This is a genomic window from Dokdonia sp. R86516, assembly GCF_044596715.1.
Taxonomy (GTDB): Bacteria; Bacteroidota; Bacteroidia; order Flavobacteriales; family Flavobacteriaceae; genus Dokdonia.
Window position 1 is genome coordinate 1,820,821 of the sequence record NZ_CP138998.1, and the last position, 22,000, is coordinate 1,842,820.

The window sequence follows — 22,000 nt, forward strand, 5'->3', positions numbered from 1 at the left end:
TTCCTCGCGCCGGCTTCGCCAGGCAGCTGTGGGATTTTCATTACAATCGGGGCTAGGGAGTTAAGCCCACTTGTGTACGCTAGTATTCTTAATGCTCATCATTAAGCTGCTTCACAATGGCTGCAATGTTTTTGTTTTTTGAAGTTCGGTCTAGAACCTTAGGTGGAGCTTGTCGCACTTCACAATCTTTAATGGCGCAACGCTCGCAAGTTACTCCTACATTACGGGTGGGGATATTTGGATCCTTAAGGAATTTTATTTTGCGCTCTAGTTGTTTGTTGATGAGGAGACCTATGCTTATACTTCTAAACTTGTCTTCTTTAAAGGGGTCCTTTGTAGCGGTAGATAAAACTAAGTACCGTACACCTTCATTTTCATAATTAGAAATTTGCAAGTCAAACTTACTATTCTCGCTACTCTTAGATAGATCTTTAAGCACTTGTAGTGACACCCATCTTCTGCAATAGTGTTCATCACTCTCATTAGCTCTTGGTGCGTGCTGGTGTGCTAGGTGTAGCTCCTTTGTGAGGTGAAATTTTGTGTCGTTAAGTTTGTGCGTAAACCGCAAGAAAAACAAGTTTTTAATGTTGAATTCTTTAGGTAGGATATTTGTAAGTCGCTGATAGAAAGACTCGGGTGATGCGTTAAATTCATTTGTAATGTGCTCAAAAGTATCTTTTTGAAAAGTACGCTCCTTAAAAATATCTTTGATTTTAGTTGTGAGATTTTTTCTTGGAATGATCAATGCTCCAGCAAAGTAAGAGGCATAAAAATTATTGAGCACTTGGTCAAAAGTTTCAAAAAGTATCCACGGGAACGTGTATAGCCTCTCTGTAATGTTTAGATAATTATAGGCTATTTCCTTTGCGTAGATAAACGTGCGTTGTGACTCATCTATATCACCCGCGACTAGTAGCGATCGTGATTTTGGAATAAAAACAGATCGGAGGTTATCTAAATCCTCGTGCTTGTCTAGTTCATCATTTTTTATGGTGTAGTTGTACTCTTCTATGAGAATTTCCTCTAGTTCATTTGATGAGATACCTTGTCCTTGATTTATTTGATAAGACTTAACAAAGTCGAGCACTTTTTGCTCTATGTTGTCAAAGTAGTTATTGTTTGCCTCTTGAAATGATCGCACAGAGGCTAGAAAGAAGCTTTCTCTGCTAAAGTTGTAGTGTTGCGCTATCTCTATAATTGTGCTTATAAAAGCATTGACCTTAGCTGGAGCATTAGATACAATATCTATTAAGTCACTTTCCTTAATCCCAAAAAGCTCAAGAGGTATCTCTTTGAGAATCTTTGATTTTAAAATCTCTCCTATAGGAGCAAGATTTTTATCAAGTTTTAAAGAGACCATTTGATCATATGGAATGTCTAATTTTTCAGAAAGTGTGACAATCTTATCGGGTTTAGGGTATTTTTTTCCATTTTCAATTTCATTTAAATATGATTTTGAAAGCCCTGTAAGTTTTGATAGTCCAAAAAGTGATAAATTCTTGTCAGTCCTTATCTGGCGTAGTTTTAAGCCAAATATAAGTTTGATATCTTCTTCTTCCATATATACAAATATACCACTTTTTGCGAATAGCTATTTTTAGTGAAAATGTATATTTAGCGAACGTTCGCTTTTTTAATCAAAGTATTTTTTTTAACATTGTGCCATAGAATTTTTAAAAAGATAATTATGGCTCCTGAAATAAACCAACATGCACTAAGCTTTAGCAACCAAGTAAAAAGCTATTATTCAGAAATACTCACTGATGAGGCATTAGACTTCATTAAGGCGCTTCATGATAAGTTTAATCCCGCACGTTTAGAATTATTACGTTCTAGAGAGCAACAACAGTTACTATTTGATCAAGGGCAGAAGCCTGTCTTTCCTTTAGAAACACAAGAAATAAGAGAGGGTGAGTGGACTGCGGGAGAGATTCCTCAAGATTTGCAAGATAGAAGGGTGGAGATCACAGGACCTACAGATCGTAAGATGATTATTAACGCACTTAACTCTGGTGCAAAAACATTTATGGCAGACCTAGAAGATAGTACTGCGCCTACATGGAGAAATGTGATGGAAGGTCAGATTAACTTGCGAGATGCTGTAAATAAAACGATATCATATCATCATCCTACTAAGGATAAAAAGTATACACTCAATGATGCTGTTGCTACATTACTGGTAAGGCCAAGAGGGTGGCACCTTAATGAAAAACATGTTCTTGTAGACGGCGTAGAAGTGTCTGGGTCTTTGTTAGATTTTGGATTGTACTTCTTTACAAACGTACGTCAGTTACTAGAAAATGGTACAGGACCCTATTTCTACCTAGCAAAGCTTGAGCATTACAAGGAAGCGAGACTATGGAATGAGGTTTTTAAATTTTCTCAAGATTACTTAAATATTCCTGAGGGAACGATTAAATGTACGGTACTAATCGAGACAATCACGGCAAGCCATCAGTTGGATGAAATTATTTATGAGTTAAAGGATTATATCGTTGGTCTTAATTGCGGTCGCTGGGATTATATATTCTCGTATATCAAGAAGTTTAGAAATGATCCTGATTTCTTAGTTCCTAACAGGGATCAAGTAGGAATGACGGCGCCTTTTATGGACGCATATTCTAAGTTGGTAATACAAAGGTGTCACAAACGCGGAATCCTCGCAATAGGAGGTATGGCAGCGCAAGTGCCTATTAAAAATGATCCTTCGGCAAACCAAGCAGCTTTAGAAAAAGTAAGAAAAGACAAAGAACGCGAGGTTATAAATGGACACGATGGTACATGGGTTGCTCATCCAGCGCTTGTTCAAATTGCGATGGATGAGTTTGATAAACATATGCCTACAGCAAACCAGCTGAACATTACAAGAGATGATGTTGTGGTAACAGCAGATGACCTAGTTGCAATTCCTGCGGGCACGGTCACAGAAGCTGGAGTGCGTAAAAATATTAATGTAGGAATACTCTATCTCAACGCATGGTTAAGTGGTCAAGGTGCGGTAGCTCTCTATCACTTAATGGAGGACGCTGCTACTGCCGAAATCTCTAGAACACAAATCTGGCACTGGATAAAAAACAAAGCAGTGCTGGAAGATGGAAAAGCATTTACAAAAGAATACTTCAATGAGCTTTTTGATGAAGAAGTTGAAAAAATCATTACTGAAGTGGGTTCTCATAAAATAAAAGAAACTCAGTTTGAGAATGCATTTAATCTCTTTAAAGAGTTGGTTCTAGCAGAAGACTTTGAAGAGTTCTTAACCACGCCAGCTTATAAATTTCTTTAGGTAAATATCCATAGGCTATTTTTCAAATAATCATAACAAAACTATTACCGCCTTTATAGGCACACATTAAATAAATTTTTAAAACTTAGTATTATGTCAAACTACAATTCGGCTCTTGAAGTTGTTAGATCACTTAAAGCAAAGCATGGAAACTCTTGGAGTGCCATAAGTCCAGAAAATACAGCTCGTATGGCTGTTCAAAATAGATTTAAAACAGGCCTCGACATTGCAAGATATACTGCGAGTATAATGCGCAAGGATATGGAAGAGTACGATGCAAATCCTATGAGTTATACTCAGTCGCTAGGTTGCTGGCACGGGTTTGTAGCGCAGCAAAAAATGATTGCTGTTAAGAAACATCATGGTACTACTAATAAAAAATACTTATACCTCTCTGGATGGATGGTTGCCGCTTTACGCTCAGAGTTAGGTCCTTTGCCAGATCAATCTATGCATGAAAAGACTGCTGTGCCAAAATTAATTGAAGAAATTTATACATTCTTAAGACAAGCAGATGCTGTAGAACTCAATGATTTGTTTCGTCGTCTTGATGCAGGTGAAGATGTGCAAGATCAAATTGATAATTATGAAACGCATATAGTTCCAATTATCGCAGATATAGACGCAGGTTTTGGAAATGAAGAGGCTACTTATTTACTGGCAAAGAAAATGATAGAAGCTGGAGCATGCGCACTGCAGATAGAAAACCAAGTTTCTGATGCAAAGCAGTGCGGTCACCAGGATGGTAAAGTGACCGTTCCTCATGAGGATTTTATAGCAAAACTTAACGCACTACGTTATGCCTTTTTAGAGCTAGGAGTAGATGAGGGTGTTATTGTGGCAAGAACAGATTCTGAGGGTGCAGGTCTTACCCAGAAATTACCTGTAAGCCAAGAGCCAGGAGATCTCGCTTCTCAATATCTCGCTTTTGTAGAGGCAGAAGAAGTAGATATAAATAGTGCAAATGAAGATGATGTGCTTCTTAAAAGAGATGGAAAACTCGTGCGACCAGTAAGATTGCCTAATGGTCTTTACAAGTTTAAGAGCGGTTCAAACATAGATAGAGTGGTGCTAGATTGTATTACGAGTTTGCAAAACGGAGCAGACCTTTTATGGATTGAAACGCCTACGCCTAATGTGAAGCAAATCGCTCATATGGTAAATAGAGTAAGGGCAGTAGAGCCTAGTGCAAAACTAGTTTATAATAACTCTCCTTCTTTTAACTGGACACTTAACTTTAGAAATCAAGCGTATGATGAGATGGTAGAAGAAGGTGAAAATATGACTGCATACGATCGTAATAATCTAATGGATGCAGCTTATGATCAGACGGAATTGTCTCATAGAGCAGATGAAAAAATTAAAACATTCCAAAGAGACGGAGCCCTTGAAGCGGGAATATTCCACCACCTCATTACGTTGCCTACTTATCACACTACTGCACTGCATATGAATGATCTTACCGAAGGTTATTTTGGAGATCAAGGTATGCTGGCTTATGTGAAAGATGTGCAAAGGCAAGAGATACGTAAAGGAGTTTCTTGTGTAAAACACCAGAGAATGGCTGGTTCTGACCTAGGAGATGATCACAAAACATTTTATGCAGGAGATAAGGCTCTAAAGGCTGGAGGAGCAAATAATACTAGTAATCAATTTCAAGAGAAGAAAACGGTATTAAATAATAATCCTGTTTTGACAGCGTAGCCTCAAACAAATTGTTAATTGTTGGGAAGGCGGTGTCGTGTATGCCGCCTTTTTTGTTCAGCAATAATAATTTCTGTGATAATAGTGTCTAAGTTAGGGTTTTCTTTATCCTAACATTTTATTAGATTGCTTTTTTGATATATACTTATAGTGGATGATGTTTATTGAGTTGCGCTTTCGCGAAAGCGTTATTAAAACAAACATTTTACAAGGAAATATGAAAAGGAAGGCAAAAAAATATCATTAAAAATCTTAGGAAAAATATGAAAAGTAGAAAATTACTGATGATCCCTGGTCCTATAGAATTTGAGCCAGATGTGTTGCAAGCGATGGCAGTGCCTACTGCGAGTCATGTTGCGCCAAATTTTATAGAGGTTTTTGGGAATAGTCTAGATATGATGCGTGAAGTGTGGAATGCTCCGAGTGGACAGCCTTTTGTAGTGGCAGGGAGTGGTACGCTTGCGATGGATATGGCAGCTGCAAATCTAATAGAAAAAGGAGATGCTGCGCTAGTTGTTTCTTCTGGTTATTTTGGAGAACGTTTTAAAGATATACTGGAAACCTATGGTGCAGATACGACCATATTAACTGCGCCTATAGGCGAGGTTGTGTCTTTAACGGAGATAGAAGCGGCTTTTAAAACAAAAAAATATAAGGTAGTTACCTTCACGCATGTAGATACATCTACAGGTGTCATGGTGGCGCCAGAGCCTCTGTGTAAACTTGCAAAGAAATATAATGCTCTTACTATACTTGATGGAGTATGCTCTGTGGCTGGTCAAGAAATCTTGCAAGATGCCTGGGGTGTAGATGTGGTCCTTACAGGATCTCAAAAGGCAATAGGTGTGCCGCCAGGATTAGCATTGCTAGTAGCATCGCAAAAAGCAATAGAAGTGTGGAAAAACCGAAAAACACCTGTTCAAAATTATTATGCATCATGGAATAACTGGTTGCCCATCATGACAGCATATGAGGAAAGACGTCCATCTTATTTTGGCACGCCACCTGTTAACTTAATTCTTGCACTTGAAAAAAGTCTGCAATTAATTTGTAGTGAAGGAATGGTCGCAAGAGTACATAGGCATGAGCGTCTTGCTAGTGCTTTTAGGGCTGCAATCCGTTCTTTGAATTTAGATATATTACCAAAAACAGAAGAGATTGCTGCGAGTACGCTTACTGCAGTATACTATCCAGAGGGTCTTGATGGGGCTGCTTTGAGAGCAAATATGACGCAAGATGATGTGATTGTGGCCGGAGGCTTACTCTCAGAAATCAAAGCCAATTACTTTAGGGTAGGACACATGGGCTCCGTATCGGCAAATGATTTGCTTTGTGTGATAGGTGCATTAGAACGCTCCCTATCTGCTTTAAATTATTCTTTTGAATCTGGCATAGGTTTGAAAGTTTTTCAAGATAGTCTGGATTAAAAGTGCAATTATTTTATGACTTTATAACGCTAGTTTCTCCCTAAGAAGTCTGGCGTTTTTATTTGAAATAGGTTTGTGTGTCATTGTTTTGATAGTATTGAAGAGCTTTTAATAGCGAGCTTGTATTCAAATGTGAAAACCAACAAACAACTACGTACCTTTGCATTGTGAAAACAGATAAGAGAGACATACGTAAATTAAGTAAGGAAGAGCTTAGAGATTTTTTTGTAGCTCAAGGCGATAAAGCCTTCCGAGGAAATCAGGTATATGAATGGCTGTGGCAAAAAGGTGCACACGACTTTATTGATATGACAAACCTGTCTAAGGATACTCGTATACTTTTAGATGAAAACTTCGTGATTAATCACATCCGTGTAGACCAGATGCAGCGCAGTAGTGACGGTACTATAAAAAATGGAGTAGAGTTACATGATGGTCTCATGGTGGAGTCTGTATTGATTCCTACAAAAAATAGAACAACTGCTTGTGTTTCGTCACAAGTAGGCTGTAGCCTTAACTGTAAGTTTTGTGCTACCGCACGTTTAAAACGCATGCGTAATCTCAATCCAGATGAGATTGTAGATCAAGTGGTCGTGATAGATAGACAAAGCAGGCTATATCACGATAAGCCGCTGTCTAATATTGTCTTTATGGGAATGGGAGAGCCTTTAATGAATTATAATAATGTCATTAAAGCGATTGATAAGATTACAGATCCTGAAGGATTAGGGATGTCTCCTAAGCGCATTACGGTTTCTACCTCTGGAGTGCCTAAGATTATTAAGAAAATGGCAGATGATGAGGTGAAGTTTAACCTTGCTGTTTCATTACACTCTGCGCTTGATGATGTGCGTACAGAGATTATGCCTTTTAATGAGCAAATGCCACTTGCAGATCTTAAAGAGGCGCTTATTTACTGGTATCAAAAAACAGGAAAACGTATAACCTATGAATACGTGGTATGGGATGGTATTAATGATCGTCAGATAGATATTATGGCCTTGTTGGACTTTTGTAAAGCAGTACCTAGCAAAGTAAATATCATTGAATATAACCCCATTGATGATGGTCAGTTCCAGCAAGCAAATCCTGAAGCTTTAGACCGTTATGTGTCAGTGCTTGAAGCAAATGGTGTGACAGTAACCGTGCGTAGATCAAGAGGTAAAGATATCGATGCAGCCTGCGGACAACTAGCTAATAAGCAATAGGATGCAAAGTAGCTGTTACTTATCTTTACTATAATGAAAATAGTAGCACAGATTAAAGAACCCATCGCTTATGAAATGGAGCTTTTTGAAGAAAAGTTTTCTCTTTCTATGCGCTCTAAGGTGGCTCTTCTCAATCGTATCACGCATTATATTGTAAACCGTAAGGGTAAGCAAATGCGCCCTATGTTTGTCTTTCTTACCGCAAAGATGATGAACAATGGTGAGGTAAACGACCGCACCTATCGCGGGGCATCGGTTATAGAGTTAATTCATACTGCTAGCCTTGTACATGATGATGTAGTAGATGATAGTAACATACGCAGAGGTTTTTTCTCACTTAATGCATTGTGGAAAAATAAGATTGCAGTACTTGTTGGTGATTTTTTGTTTTCAAAGGGACTATTACTTTCTATAGATAATGGCGATACAGATCTGTTGCAAATTATTTCTGTTGCGGTGAGAGAAATCTCAGAAGGCGAATTACTCCAAATAGAAAAAGCCCGCAAGCTTGATATTACAGAAGACTTATATTACGAAATTATTAGGCAAAAAACAGCAACGCTCATTGCGGCTTGTTGTGCTATGGGAGCTTGTGCTGTTCATGCTAAAGATGAAGAGGTGAAGCGCATGCATAAATTTGGAGAGCTTATAGGTATGGCTTTCCAAATTAAAGATGACTTGTTTGATTATGGTACTGCCAAAATTGGGAAACCAACAGGTATTGATATCAAAGAGCAAAAGATGACCTTACCGCTCATTTATGTACTGAACACCGTTTCTAAAAAAGATAAAAATTGGCTCATCAATAGTATTAAAAATAAGAATACAGATAAGAAGCGTGTAAATGAAGTAATTGCCTTTGTACGAGACAATGGTGGTCTGGAATATGCTATTACGAAGATGAAGGGATTACAGCAAGAAGCGCTAAAAATCTTAATGACGTATCCTAAGTCTGTGTACCGTGACTCTCTTGAGCTTATGGTAAATTATGTGATTGATAGGGAGAAGTAAATTAAAAGTTGTACTCAAAAAAAAGAGGCTAAACATTACGTTTAGCCTCTTTTTATATTTTATAATGATTAAGCTCTAACCGCTCGATTCATGATTAAATCTAAGTAAAGATTTACTTTGTTTTTTAATTCCTGACGCGGAGTGATAAAATCTAAGAAACCGTGTTCTTGCAAGAACTCTGCTGTTTGGAAGCCTTCTGGTAATTCCTTTCCAGTAGTATCACGTACAATACGTGGTCCTGCAAAGCCTATAAGTGCACCAGGTTCAGAGATGTTAATGTCCCCAAGCATGGCAAATGATGCTGTAGTACCTCCGGTAGTAGGATCTGTACAAAGCGATACATAAGGAATCCCTGCATCTGCAAGTTGAGCAAGCTTAGCACTTGTTTTTGCAAGTTGCATGAGTGATAATGCCGCTTCCATCATACGAGCACCTCCAGATTTAGAGATAATCATAAATGGAATGTTATTCTTAAGAGAATAGTCTGCAGCACGTGCAATTTTTTCACCTACAACACTTCCCATAGACCCACCTATGAAGCTGAAGTCCATACAAGCTATTACAATATCTGCACCTTTAGACTTACCAACGGCAGTTCTAATAGCGTCTTTAAGACCTGTTTTTTCTTGAGCAGCAGCGAGACGGTCTACATACTTCTTCTTATCCTCAAACTTAAGAGGGTCCTTAGAAGTAAGTTTGGTATCTAGCTCTTTAAATTTATTATCATCAAAGAGGATTTCAAAATATTCATTACTACCTATTCGTACGTGGTATCCATCCTCAGGTGAGATGTAGAAGTTCTTTTCTAGCTCTTCTGTATCTACTATTTTTCCAGTAGGTGATTTGTACCACAGCCCTTTAGGAGTATCTTTTTTGTCCTCTGTTGCAGTGTGTATTCCTTTTTCTTTACGTTTGAACCAAGCCATATTATGTTTGAATTTGGTTAATGGTATTTATTCCGCTTTCGCGAAAATGTTATAACTATAAATAAATTCTTTCCTGTATCAGAAAGTAAGTCCTAGCAATTTTAGGACTCATTAATTACTAATGCAAGCTGTAAAAATACGGAAAACGGATTACATCAAATCAATTTTGATGTAATCCGTTTTTACAAATTTTATAATGTGTTGATACTATAGTGTATCGATATTATTTAAATCTTCAAATGCCTTTTTAAGACGTGCTCCCATTGTTCCTTCTGCCTTGCGTAGCCATACACGAGGATCATAAAACTTCTTGTTTGGAGAATCATCACCAGTAGGGTTTCCTATTTGAGTTTTAAGATACTCAGCATTTTCTCCAAAATAATCACGGATACCTTCTGCAGTAGACCATTGTAAATCTGTATCAATGTTCATTTTGATAACTCCGTAAGAGATTCCCTCACGTATTTCCTCTACGGTAGATCCACTTCCTCCGTGAAATACGAAATCAATGTGGTTGTGCTCTTTACCATACTTCTCAGAGATATGCTCTTGAGAATTTTTAAGAATCTTCGGGGTAAGCTTTACGTTACCTGGCTTGTAAACTCCGTGTACATTCCCAAAAGCTGCAGCAATCGTAAATTGATCACTTACTTTACTTAGTTCCTCATAAGCATAAGCAACTTCTTCTGGTTGTGTGTATAATTTTGAATCATCTACATCACTGTTATCTACACCATCTTCTTCACCACCAGTGATACCTAATTCTATCTCAAGTGTCATTTCCATCTTAGCCATGCGCTCAAGATATCCTTTGCAAATCTCAATATTCTCCTCAAGTGGTTCTTCACTTAAGTCAATCATGTGAGAGCTAAAGAGTGAGTGACCATGTTCTTTATAGTAAGCCTCATTTGCATCAAGCATCCCGTCCATCCAAGGAAGTAATTTTTTTGCACAGTGATCTGTGTGTAAAATTACGGTTGCTCCGTATGCTTTTGCAAGTTCGTGTACGTGCTTTGCTCCAGCTACAGCTCCTAGTACGGCTGCTTTTTGGTTGTCATTGTTTAATCCTTTTCCAGCATTAAACTGAGCTCCACCATTTGAAAACTGGATAATTACAGGAGCATTAAGCGCTGCTGCAGTCTCTAGAACCGTGTTGATACTGTTAGACCCAATTACATTAACCGCAGGAAGGGCAAAACCTTTCTCTTTTGCATAGTTAAAAATTGCTTGTACTTCGTGGCCCGTGGCTACACCTGGTTTTATAGAATGCGACATTGTTGTTGTTTAAGATTAGTGCAGTAAAAATAACAAATATTACTCGGAAAGTAGCCGGCATATGGAGGTTACTACGACAACGTTTTAGCTAGGTTACGCTTTCGCGAAAGCGTGGTCGTTAGCTATAGTGCTCTTAGAAAGTATCAGAGCCTAGGGTGAATTATAGTATAGCAGTAGATGATTCAGGCAAGATAATTTTGTAGCTAGTAATATTGAGATGAGTTTAAGACCTTAGCCTTTTTAGAGGGTGGTTCGTAAATAAGTGTATATTTAGAGTAGTGAGTAGAAAGAAAACAAATATCCTTTAAATTAAAGTGCGATAATCATTTTACGTGTAAGTCTATTTTGTAATTATGGAAAATCAATTTTTTGTAAATAAAACATTACCTGGGTTTCTTAAATCCGAATTCAAAAGTCGAAAAAATTCTATTGGAATTTTAGGAAGCATTGGTTCGTTCTTTGGATTTTTTATAATGGATTATATTAATTTCAAAATTCAAAAAAGATGGAGTAAACATTATAAAGTCATTGAGGAAAGTATTGTGACTTTTTATCCAGAATTGAAGTGTGAAATAAGTGGGGGCAGACCAAGCTTTCTAAAATTATTAGAGAATTTTGATAAAGAACGTATCAGTTTTGGATTTAATAGAACACACTTAGCAATTACATCTGATACATTTTTTTTCTTCCCATACACAGATTCTAGTTTATCTTTTAATTCCTATGAAAAATCATTTAGATTAGTATTTGGTTCTGATAATGCACCTAAAATATTTCAGGAGAATAAAAATCTTAAATTTATTTCAATAGAAAATGTCCAAGAAAATACTAAATTGACATTAAAAGTAGCTGAGTTACAAAACAAAATTGAATTAGTTTTTAATGAAAGAATAGAGTTGCCAATTAGTAAGTGAATATAAATTAGCATGATTTTTCCTTACTAAGCACTAGCTATGAAAGCTTTAACAAAGCTATAATTTCATTGTTGAACTCCTATTCTTTCTTTCACATTTTCGCGAAAGCGAAAAAAAGCAATAGAAACTCTCCATAATATTCTAGAGTAAATAATAAGAAGATGGAGGGGTTACTAGAAAGGATAATTAATCCCCACGTTGTAAACTGCATTTGAGAAGTTGTATTCCTTAAACCAGCGATCACCTTCTGGGAGTGCTGGGTTGTAAGATTTAAAGCCGACATCAAAGCGAAGGGCAAAAAAGTCAAAATCCCACCTGAGTCCAAAACCTGAGCCTACCGCAAGATCTTTTAAACTAGCGATATTATTAAAGCGCGATCTAGGGTCTTCTACATTATCAAAAACATTCCAGATATTTCCGGCGTCTGTAAATAGCGCTCCTTCAATAGGACCTATTAAATCAAAACGGTACTCAAGATTGAAGGCAAGTTTCATGTTTGCTTCATTAAATTCATTTGGGCTGCCACTGCTTCCAGGGCCTAGATCATAAGCTCTCCATGCTCTGTTGTCGTTAGAGCCTCCACCAAAAAAACTACGTATAAAAGGGATGCTCGTAGAGTTACCGTAAGGAATTGCAATACCGCCAAAGGCTCTTGCTGCAATGATGTTATTTCCTCCCAGATCCCAGTGACGTGAGTATTCTATTTCTGTTTTTACGTACTGAGAATACACAACACCAAAAAGGCTTTTGTTTCCATCTTCGTTTTTCTCTGTGTTTGCAATTCCTCCGGCAAGTGCTAGCGCATTACCAGCAAGTTCCACACGAGTTCTGAGGCGGCTAAAGGTTTCATCAAACAGATTTTCCCTATTGTCATAAGTGTGTGATATATTTAAGGATACAATAAGATTATCTTCTGTAAGTCGCTCTTGGCGTTCTCCTATAGCACGTATATCATCTATATCGTCTTGTACTAGATTGTCTACTTGGCTACGGTTTACGTCATTTATAAACTGCTCTGCTCCTGTGGGTATAGAAAGATTTCTATCGCCATTTTCATCGGTTATAAAATATCCGGGGTTGATATTTGCTTCATTATTGCGTGCGATGGTATTGAGATCTTCATAACTATTTCTATAGATATTAAAATAATTATTAGGGTTTAGGTTGCGCACATATTGAGCATTGATGAGGTCTACACTAAAGCTGCGTTTCCACGATGGACTCCAGTTGTAGGTAAGTCCCGCGGTTACCGTTTGTTTATCAAGACCTATGTTTTGTTGTACTCCTATACCAAGATTAAAGCGAGTGTTAGGTTGCCATTCGGCTGGAATGAGAGCGCTTGTACTCACTGGGAAAAAAATACGAGGGAATGTGAGTCTTACATCTGCACCTATTTCTGAAATATTGAAAAAACTATCATCAGGATTTGCAGCATCGTCTGATGCTCCAAGGCTTCCACGAGCAGAAATTTCTAAGGTTTCGGCACCTCTAAAGATATTACGTATCAATAAAGATCCAAATCCCGCAATCCCAAAATCTTGAATGTTTGAAGTAGAGACGTCAAAGTCTGCTCTCAATTTATATTTTTCAAGAGGGGAGAGTCTTATGCTTGCAATAAGATCAGACCTTGTGCTATCTGCAGGGTCTTCCATGTATTGAATACTTGGGTATTTAAAAGTGCCAAGTCTACTTAGTCTGCTTAAACTCTGGATGCGATCTCTATCTTTATAAATATCGCCTGGTTTAAGAGGGATAATATCTGTGAGGGCCTTAGGTCTGTAATTTATTTTATCATAAGCATAGATCTTAAAACCATCTTTTACTAAGGAGTCATTAAATGGTTTGTCTCTATTGGCATAACTGTAATCTGTAATAATATTTACTTCAGAAACATTGTGAACTTTAAACGGTACTTCATAAATCGAGTCGTTGATGTTTTCTGTAGGGTTATCTATAATGTACTCTAAGTTGGCTTTATGATTTGTGTTTACGGTATCTCCTACGAGGCGTATATATTCTGACTCAAAATGATACAAGCCATTGTTTCTAAAGAGTTCTGTAAGACGTTGTGTTTCGGCATTAATATTACTCGTTGCATAGCGTGCGCCAGGTTTTAAAAGTGAAGCTTTTTTGTGTGCTTGGTATATAGAGTCTGCTACTGGGGAGGCTATAATAGGTTTTATGCTATCTAAATAATAAGGTTTACGCTTACTTACCTTATAATCTACACTGGCGCGCTGGTTGCTGTCTTTTTTAATTTCATAATCCACAGTAGCATTAAAGTAGCCATTGTTTACGTAGTAAGAATTGAGACGTTGTGCAGATTTTTGAGTGATTGCATCTGTGACAATAGCAGGAGCTTCACCGGTTTTTTTAATCCCTGTGTTGATGCTCTTTTTAAAGTTACGGGCAGCTTCTACTTGCTTGCGAGAAAGTACGCGTTCCCAGAAGGTAAATTTATCTTTGCTCGCTGCTCTTTGTGCATCGAGTACAGAATCTATGTTAGGTCTCGCAAGATTGTAAATATAAAGTCGCAGCGGAATTCCTAAGCCTGGTAGCGTAGTATTGGGTTTCTGGTAAAGAAAATTATAAAGGCGGCTCTCACTTACTTTCTTATCACCATCATAAATGGTGTTTTCTGTGAGTAGATGTCCATCGTCTGGTACGCGCTTTGTTGCGTCACAACCTAATAGAAACACCGCCACTAGCAGAATTAGTGATATTTTTGTAAAAGTCTTTTTCAAAAGGGCGTTTTCATCATCTCAAAAGTACATCTTAATCGTGGTAAGCAAAAATACAATCAAACGAATAACGAGTTTAGGTCAAAAAAAGTACAGACAGCGTGAGCGTGTCTTTGTGGCTGAGGGAATTAAGGTGGTACATGAGCTGCTCCATTCGGACTTAGAACTTGTAGAACTATATGCAGAAGATGTTTCCGCTTTCGCGAAAGCGTTACAAAACAAAAATCAGGCGATAGTACAGGAAGTAAGCGCGGCAGATTTAAAGAAAATCACGTTCTTAAAAACTGCCCAAAAAGCAATGGCAACTTTTAGAATGCCAGAGGCTGCAGAGTTAGATAGATCTGGGCTTACCTTGTTGCTAGATGATGTGCGAGATCCAGGTAATCTAGGAACGATTATACGTTTGTGTGATTGGTTTGGGATCAAGCAACTGGTGTGTTCTATAGGAACCGTAGATTGTTATAATCCTAAAGTGGTGCAGGCTACTATGGGCTCATTAACAAGAGTAAATGTCGTGTATACACATCTAGAGGAATATCTTGAAAGTGATAGCAGAAAAGTCTTTGGGACTTTTATGGATGGTACAAATATTTATGCGACAAGTTTGCCGCAAGAAGGGATTATCATCATGGGTAACGAGGCAAATGGGATTTCTAGAGAGATAGAAGATCTTGTATCTAATCGTATTGCCATACCAAGATTTGGAGAAGTGCAAGCGACCGAAAGTCTCAATGTAGCAACTGCAACTGCAATCTGCCTGAGCGAATTTAAGCGAGGGTAAACCTTACTGGAAAGTAAAGTTTAAAAATACTCCTCGTGTTTGCATTTTGTTGATATTACCTGTCCACGGGCTGTTTGGGCTGTTGTCTCTTACAAGCTCGTCAGAGGTTGCAAATACTCCTTTTATGCTTGGGATAAACTTAAAGTAGTAGAGGTAGAGCTCTACGCCTATAGCCATCTCATAAAAGAAAGGATTTGAAGTAGTACGGAACTGTCCTGCAAAGTTGTCATCTGGGTTTTGCTCGTTACTAGATAAGTTAGTAACCGCAGCGACCCCAAACTGAACGTAAGGACGCACATTATTAAGTCTTCTCGTATTAAATTTAAGAGCAAGCGGGAGATAGATGTAGGTAGATGGTACTTCTCTTAGTAAATCGCTTTCATTGTCAAAACGAGCATCTGGAGCATACATTAAGTTACGTTGTGTGTAAACGAGTCCAGGTTCTGTGCGTAAACTTATAAACTCAGAAAGTCTAAGATCACCCACGATACCTACATTGAATCCTACAGAACGCTCTACTTGAATATCTTCTTGATCTGTCTGGTAGTCAAAATTATAATCCATGGAGTTTATTCCAAAGTAGTATCCCCAAGAGATTGGTTTTTTGTCAAAATTTTGATCGTTCTGAACTCGTGCTCTAGAGAGCCATTGACCTTGGGCCGTTGAGAAACTTAAAACAAGTGCTATTACAGCAATGTATGTACGCATAAAATTATTTTGTAGCAGTATAAATTGTTGCAACTCCAAAGGTTTGGGGTTTATGTTGCACGTCTTTAAACCCAATTTTACGTAAAATATTGTTTAGTTTCTCGCCAAAAGGAAATGCATTTGCACTTTCGCTTAGATAACCGTAAGCGTTCTTATCTTTAGAAAACAATTTACCCACGGTAGGTAAGATTACTTTAGAGTGAAAATTATACCCTTGTTTAAAAGGTGTTTTTGTAGGTACAGAGGTTTCTAATATCACAAAGATGCCACCTGGTTTAAGTACACGTAAAATTTCGGCAAGGCCTTTTTCTAGTGTTTCAAAGTTGCGCACCCCAAAGGCGACCGTGATTGCGTCAAAGCTGCTGTCTTCAAAGGGCATATTCTCACTATCTGCCTGCATCATCTCGATGCGGCTATCTAGTTTTTTTGAAGCTATCTTTTTTCTACCTACAGAGAGCATTCCTTCAGAAATATCAAGGCCTACTAGCTTGCTAGCATTTGTACTAGCCATATTAATGATGAGGTCTCCAGTTCCTGTTGCAATATCAAGAATAGAAGTTGGGTTTGTATCTGCAACTAGTTGTACTACTTTTTTACGCCACTTTACATCGATACCAAAAGAGATGACACGGTTAAGCCCATCATATTCTCCAGAGATATTGTCAAACATTTGCTCGACCTGATCTTTTTTTGATTGCTCAGAAGACTTATAGGGTGTTACTTTCTTAGACATTGCCTTTTTTTTACAAAGATAAGGCTTTCGCCAAAATGTGATTAACCTCACCTAAGGTCATTTTGATGATGCATATTAAACTATAATTGTGACCTTTTATAGTGTCCATGATGTGCTTTTTAAAGAAATGTGTTCAAATTTTCGCGAAAGCGCACCAATAAATAGGAGTCGGTCAAAGGATTAACGGCTGCATTTTTTTAATCGGTTATCAAAGTATTATCTTTGTAGGCATTTTTGAGCACACCCATTTATGAAAATAATCATTGCAGGAGCAGGGGAAGTAGGCTTTCACTTAGCTAAATTACTCTCTTACGAATCTCAAGATATTACCTTAATTGATACCGATAGAGAAAGTCTTTCTTATGCAGATACACATCTGGATATTAGGACAATCAAGGGTGATGCAACCTCCATAGCGATATTGCAAGACTCTCGCGTAGATGGTGTAGATCTACTTATTGCGGTAACTGCTAGTGAAACGACTAATATTACTGTCTGTGTACTTGCAAAGCAGCTAGGCGCAAAGCGAACTATTGCTCGTATCTCTAATACAGAGTTTATAAAGCACAAAGATCTTGCTGGTTTTCAAAAGTTTGGTATCGATGAGTTGATATCGCCAGAGAGTCTAGCCGCGAGTGAGATTGAATTATTACTCAATCAAAGTGGTTTTTCAGATAGTTTTGAGTTTGATAATGGTGCTCTTACAATGGTAGGTACTACTTTATCACGCACGGCCTCTTTTGTGGGTAAAAGCGTTAAAGAAGCTGCAAAGATTTTTCCAAAACTACACTTTATGCCTATTGCGATTCAACGCGTAGGAACTCAGTATACACTCATACCTAGGGGAGATACTATCTTTAAAGAAGGTGATCATATCTATTTTGTAACTGTAAAAGGAGGCGTTGAAGAAATTTACAAGCTAACGGGTAAGGTGCGCCAGAAAATCAAAAATGTAATGATTTTAGGAGGCAGTCAGATAGGATCTAAAACTGCTAGATATCTTTGTAGTGATAAGTTTAATGTCAAGCTAGTTGAAAAAAACCGTGACAAAGCAATAGATCTTGCAGATTTGCATCCTAAAGCATTAATCATTAATGGTGATGGACGTAATGTAGAACTGCTAGATGAAGAAAATATACACGACATGGATGCCTTTATCTCTGTTACAGGTGATAGTGAGACTAATATTATGTCATGTCTAGTTGCTAAGTCTAAAGGTGTTCAAAAAACGATTGCACTGGTAGAAAATATGGATTACTTCCAGCTCTCACAGAGTATAGGTATCGATACTTTGATTAATAAAAAGCTACTTGCAGCAAATAATATATTTAGATACATCCGTAAAGGAGAGGTGGTTGCAATGACAAAGCTCAATAATATGAATGCTGAGCTGCTGGAGTTTATTGTAAAAGGTTCTTCTGCGGTACAAGGTAAGCGCATTAGAGATATAGATTTTCCTCGCTCTGCAACCATTGCAGGAGTTGTGCGTAATGATCAAGGCCTTATAGCACTTGGGGATTTTAGAATAGAAGTAGGAGATCGCGTGGTGGTATGCTGTTTACCACGATCTATTAAGAAAGTAGAAGAAATGTTTATCTAGCCCCATGCCTAAACTTAATTACAAGATTATATTTCATTTAATGGGTGTGCTACTGTTATTTAATGGTGGCTTTATGCTTATAGCAGCGCTTGTGAGTTTTATAACCAAAGATGGTGTAATGCTAGAAGTATCTGCTGCGGCTTTGATTACTTCGTTTGTGGGTATGTTGCTCATGTTCATTACTAGAGGGCATGAGAAAGAAGTTAAGAAGCGTGAAGGATATATTATTGTGACCTTTGGATGGTTATTTATGTCACTAAGCGGTATGCTGCCTTACCTTTTTTCAGGTGCTATACCGGGTATTACAAATGCTTTTTTTGAAACTATAAGTGGTTATACGACTACGGGAGCGACTATTTTAAATGAGATAGAAACATTGCCCAAGAGTATTTTGTTCTGGCGTTCTATGACACACTGGATAGGGGGAATGGGAATTATAGTTCTTGCAATAGCAATATTGCCACTACTAGGAATAGGTGGAATGCAATTATTTGCTGCCGAAGCTCCAGGGCCTAGCGCAGATAAACTTCACCCAAGAATCACTGATACTGCAAAGCGTCTCTGGTTGATTTATGTGAGTTTTACAGTGATTGAAACTATCTTACTAAAACTTGCGGGGATGTCATTTTTTGACGCAATTAATCATGCGTTAAGTACCTTGTCTACAGGTGGTTTCTCTACTAAAAACGCAAGTGTTGCATACTGGAATGACAAGCCGCTTATCCAATACATAATAATCTTTTTTATGCTTCTTGCGGGTACTAACTTTGTACTTAGTTACTTTGCTTTTAAAGGCAGAATTCAGAAAATATTTAGAGATGAGGAGTTTCGTCTTTATATGGCATTTGTATTTGGATTTGGAATTATTGCTTCTTTGGTGATTTACTTTAATGTAGACCTAGGGCTATCTAGTATAGATCATCCCATGGTATGGGGTAAAGCAGAAGCATCTGTGCGTCACGCTTTATTTCAAGTGCTTGCAGTGATTACAACTACAGGTTTTATCACTGCAGATTATACCATGTGGACCCCATTTCTTACTGTAATCTTTTTTGGGTTAATGTTTCTGGGAGGTTCTGCAGGTTCTACTTCTGGAGGGATTAAGGTGGTGAGGCATTTACTTACCATACGTAATGCGCTTGTAGAGTTTAAAAGAACGTTGCATCCTAACGCAATATTACCTGTACGTTACAATACAAAATCTGTAGATAGGTCTATCATTTTTAATATACTTGCCTTCTTTATACTCTACATGCTATCGTGGATTATAGGAGCTAGCGTGCTAGCATCAATGGGACTAGATTTTAGAACCGCATTAGGAGGCGCAGCCTCTGCGCTAGGAAACGTAGGTCCTGCCTTTGGAGGTCTAGGTCCAGTAGATAATTATGGATGGCTACCACTAGGAGGAAAATGGTGGATGGCATTTTTAATGCTCATAGGGCGTTTAGAGTTATTTACAGTACTTATTTTATTAACCCCATTTTTCTGGAGAAATAGATAATGTTAGATAAATCATCATACGATCTCGTCATCATAGGAGCTGGTCCCATAGGTCTTGCTTGTGGAATCGCTGCGCAAAAAAAAGGACTCAATTATATCATAGTTGAAAAAGGAGTGCTGGTAAATTCTTTATATAATTTTCCTGAAAACATGACTTTTTTTAGCACCTCAGAACTTCTAGAAATAGGAGAGGTGCCTTTTGTGTCAGATCGTGATAAGCCAACTCGGAAAGAATCACTAGAGTACTACCGTAGAGTATTAGAAACGTATAAGCTCAATGTGAGCTTATATACTGCTGTAGAAAAAATGACTCCAAAAGACGGTGGTTATGAAATCGTAACGGGCAAGGGTGATGTTTTTACCAAGACAGTCGTTGTTTCAACTGGCTTTTATGATATACCTAGAGAGCTCAATGTGCCGGGTGCAGAGCTGCCTAAAGTCAAGTATTTTTATGACAGTCCGCACCCATATGTAGATCAGCATGTGGTTGTGATAGGTGCAGCAAACTCCGCTTGCGACGTAGCACTAGAAACCTATTATAAAGGAGCCAAGGTTACCATGGTGGTACGTGGATCAGAAATAAATAGCCGAACAAAATATTGGATCAAACCTAATATCGAGAACCGAATTAAGGAAGGTTCAATAAACGCGCACTTTAACTCAGAGGTTGTTGATATCACTGAGAGAGAAGTCACGATTAAGACTCCAGAAGGCTTAGTTGCTATAGAGAACGATTTTGTGCTTGCAATGATAGGTTACAAACCTAACTACAAGCTCTTTCAGAAATTAAATCTACCAATAGGGAGTGATGAGTATAAGACTCCTATTTATAATGAAGAAACCTTAGAGACCCCTCTTAAAAATGTCTTTATTGCCGGTGTAGCTGCTGGAGGTCTCAAGACCAGTAGATTTTTTATTGAAAATACTCGAGTACATGCAGAGATGATTATGGAGCATTTAGCAACTAAGCTTTAGAGCTACTTTTGCTGTTATTCCTTTCTTAAGCTTTTTGAAAAAAAAGTAAACCAAATCACGCTACTTAATCAAGTTTCAAATTAACTTCGCAATCGATATAGAATTTTTAATTTCTAAGCGACTCATGCGCTACTTTTAACCTAAAGATTATACACTCATGGCATTACGACAAATAACCAATACTATCTTAATGATTCGCCCCATCCAGTTTAGAATGAATGAGGAAACAGCAGTAAATAATTATTTTCAAGAGGATCTTAGTATTAAAAATGATGAGATTAATGCAAAAGCACAACAAGAGTTTGATGATTTTGTAGCTAAACTAAGATTTGTAGGAGTAAATGTTATTGTTGAAAATGATGATAAGGAGGGTAATACTCCAGATTCTGTATTCCCTAATAACTGGGTTTCTTTTCATGAGAATGGTGATGTTGCATTATACCCAATGTTTGCCGAAAATAGAAGAAGAGAGCGCAGAGAAGAAGTACTTGTGCGTCTTGAGAAAGAAGGTTTTCAAATTAACAATGTCATAGACTACACAGAGGCAGAAGAGGAAGATTTTTTCTTAGAAGGTACTGGAAGTATTTTAATGGATCGCCAGAATGAGCGCGCATATTGCGCACTATCTGCAAGAGCAGATGAGCAACTTTTTATAGAATTCTGTGAGGATTTTGAATATACTCCTATTGTTTTTACGGCAAATCAAACTGTAAACGGAGAGCGTCTTCCTATCTATCACACTAATGTGATGATGTGTCTTGCAGAAGAGTTTTGTGTGATTTGTCTTGATACTATAGATGATAAGAAGGAGCGTAAAAATGTGCTGAAGCATTTAAAAGCAACTAACAAAGAGATTATAGCAATCACAGAAGATCAAATGCATCACTTTGCTGGGAACATGCTTCAAGTATTAGGGGCAGATGATAACAAGTATCTTGTGATGAGTGCAGATGCACATCAAAGCCTTACTTCAGATCAGGTAAAGAAGATAGAAAGACACAGTAAAATATTAAGTAGTGACTTGGGTACTATTGAGACTTGTGGAGGTGGTAGTGCCCGTTGCATGATGGCAGAAGTTTTTCTACCTAAGAAATAGTAATATCTCATAGCTGCTTCATGAAGGCGGCTAGTTGTAAAATCTATGGTTTATCTTATTTTATGAATGAACATTGTGTCGTTCATCTAAAGCATTGATGAATCATTGGTTTTTAAAA

At 37.7% G+C, this 22,000-nt stretch carries 17 protein-coding genes; 11 read left to right on the top strand and 6 right to left on the bottom strand.

From position 1 onward, the window contains the following. Positions 1-88 precede the first annotated feature (88 nt). Positions 89-1,561 (bottom strand): helix-turn-helix domain-containing protein, encoded by a 1,473-nt coding sequence (locus tag SJY23_RS08275; RefSeq protein WP_396595987.1) that lies wholly within the window; start codon positions 1,559-1,561, stop codon positions 89-91. Positions 1,562-1,687: 126 nt separating this feature from the next. On the opposite strand from SJY23_RS08275, the gene aceB reads away from it, so the two are divergent. From aceB to SJY23_RS08300, 5 genes are all read left to right on the top strand, one after another. Beyond that, entirely contained in the window at positions 1,688-3,283 is a 1,596-nt protein-coding gene (gene aceB, locus SJY23_RS08280) for a malate synthase A (protein WP_396595988.1), read from the top strand. A gap of 93 nt (positions 3,284-3,376) precedes the next feature. Continuing rightward, complete coding sequence (locus SJY23_RS08285) at positions 3,377-4,987, top strand: isocitrate lyase (protein ID WP_035334384.1); 1,611 nt, start codon at positions 3,377-3,379, stop codon at positions 4,985-4,987. Between the two features lie 263 nt (positions 4,988-5,250). Next, complete coding sequence (locus SJY23_RS08290; RefSeq protein ID WP_396595989.1) at positions 5,251-6,414, top strand: pyridoxal-phosphate-dependent aminotransferase family protein; 1,164 nt, start codon at positions 5,251-5,253, stop codon at positions 6,412-6,414. 167 nt (positions 6,415-6,581) lie between these two features. After that, complete coding sequence (rlmN, locus tag SJY23_RS08295; RefSeq protein WP_035334380.1) at positions 6,582-7,622, top strand: 23S rRNA (adenine(2503)-C(2))-methyltransferase RlmN; 1,041 nt, start codon at positions 6,582-6,584, stop codon at positions 7,620-7,622. Positions 7,623-7,655: 33 nt separating this feature from the next. Then, on the top strand, positions 7,656-8,633 hold the full coding sequence (locus SJY23_RS08300; RefSeq protein ID WP_396595990.1) for a polyprenyl synthetase family protein: 978 nt from the start codon (positions 7,656-7,658) through the stop codon (positions 8,631-8,633). Between the two features lie 68 nt (positions 8,634-8,701). On the opposite strand, the gene accD is transcribed toward SJY23_RS08300, so the two are convergent. Together accD and fbaA are read right to left on the bottom strand one after the other, a co-directional pair. Continuing rightward, positions 8,702-9,559: an acetyl-CoA carboxylase, carboxyltransferase subunit beta gene (accD, locus tag SJY23_RS08305; protein ID WP_035334374.1), complete on the bottom strand. Its 858-nt coding sequence runs from the start codon at positions 9,557-9,559 to the stop codon at positions 8,702-8,704. 207 nt (positions 9,560-9,766) lie between these two features. Then, positions 9,767-10,834, bottom strand: coding sequence for a class II fructose-bisphosphate aldolase (fbaA, locus tag SJY23_RS08310; RefSeq protein WP_035334372.1), 1,068 nt, complete (start codon positions 10,832-10,834; stop codon positions 9,767-9,769). Between the two features lie 353 nt (positions 10,835-11,187). On the opposite strand from fbaA, the gene SJY23_RS08315 reads away from it, so the two are divergent. Further along, entirely contained in the window at positions 11,188-11,748 is a 561-nt protein-coding gene (locus SJY23_RS08315) for a hypothetical protein (RefSeq protein ID WP_396595991.1), read from the top strand. A gap of 173 nt (positions 11,749-11,921) precedes the next feature. On the opposite strand, the gene SJY23_RS08320 is transcribed toward SJY23_RS08315, so the two are convergent. After that, on the bottom strand, positions 11,922-14,492 hold the full coding sequence (locus tag SJY23_RS08320) for a BamA/TamA family outer membrane protein (protein ID WP_396595992.1): 2,571 nt from the start codon (positions 14,490-14,492) through the stop codon (positions 11,922-11,924). A gap of 37 nt (positions 14,493-14,529) precedes the next feature. Between SJY23_RS08320 and SJY23_RS08325 the strand changes: the two genes are divergently transcribed. After that, the gene (locus SJY23_RS08325; protein WP_396595993.1) at positions 14,530-15,270 is read left to right on the top strand and encodes a TrmH family RNA methyltransferase; all 741 of its coding nucleotides are present in this window, start codon (positions 14,530-14,532) and stop codon (positions 15,268-15,270) included. A 3-nt stretch (positions 15,271-15,273) separates the two neighbouring features. Here the strand turns inward: SJY23_RS08325 and SJY23_RS08330 are convergent, their stop codons facing one another. Both SJY23_RS08330 and ubiE read right to left on the bottom strand, forming a co-directional pair. Continuing rightward, positions 15,274-15,978 (bottom strand): porin family protein, encoded by a 705-nt coding sequence (locus SJY23_RS08330; RefSeq protein ID WP_035337822.1) that lies wholly within the window; start codon positions 15,976-15,978, stop codon positions 15,274-15,276. Between the two features lie 4 nt (positions 15,979-15,982). Then, positions 15,983-16,711: a bifunctional demethylmenaquinone methyltransferase/2-methoxy-6-polyprenyl-1,4-benzoquinol methylase UbiE gene (ubiE, locus tag SJY23_RS08335; protein WP_035334367.1), complete on the bottom strand. Its 729-nt coding sequence runs from the start codon at positions 16,709-16,711 to the stop codon at positions 15,983-15,985. 250 nt (positions 16,712-16,961) lie between these two features. On the opposite strand from ubiE, the gene trkA reads away from it, so the two are divergent. From trkA to ctlX, 4 genes are all read left to right on the top strand, one after another. Next, positions 16,962-18,311, top strand: coding sequence for a Trk system potassium transporter TrkA (trkA, locus tag SJY23_RS08340; protein ID WP_035334365.1), 1,350 nt, complete (start codon positions 16,962-16,964; stop codon positions 18,309-18,311). A gap of 4 nt (positions 18,312-18,315) precedes the next feature. Continuing rightward, positions 18,316-19,812, top strand: a complete 1,497-nt coding sequence (locus SJY23_RS08345; RefSeq protein WP_035334363.1) for a TrkH family potassium uptake protein — start codon at positions 18,316-18,318, stop codon at positions 19,810-19,812. Next, entirely contained in the window at positions 19,812-20,786 is a 975-nt protein-coding gene (locus tag SJY23_RS08350) for a YpdA family putative bacillithiol disulfide reductase (protein ID WP_396595994.1), read from the top strand. The genes SJY23_RS08345 and SJY23_RS08350 overlap by 1 nt, the downstream gene beginning before the upstream one ends. 157 nt (positions 20,787-20,943) lie before the next feature. Further along, positions 20,944-21,882, top strand: a complete 939-nt coding sequence (ctlX, locus tag SJY23_RS08355) for a citrulline utilization hydrolase CtlX (protein WP_396595995.1) — start codon at positions 20,944-20,946, stop codon at positions 21,880-21,882. The last annotated feature ends 118 nt before the right edge of the window (positions 21,883-22,000 follow it).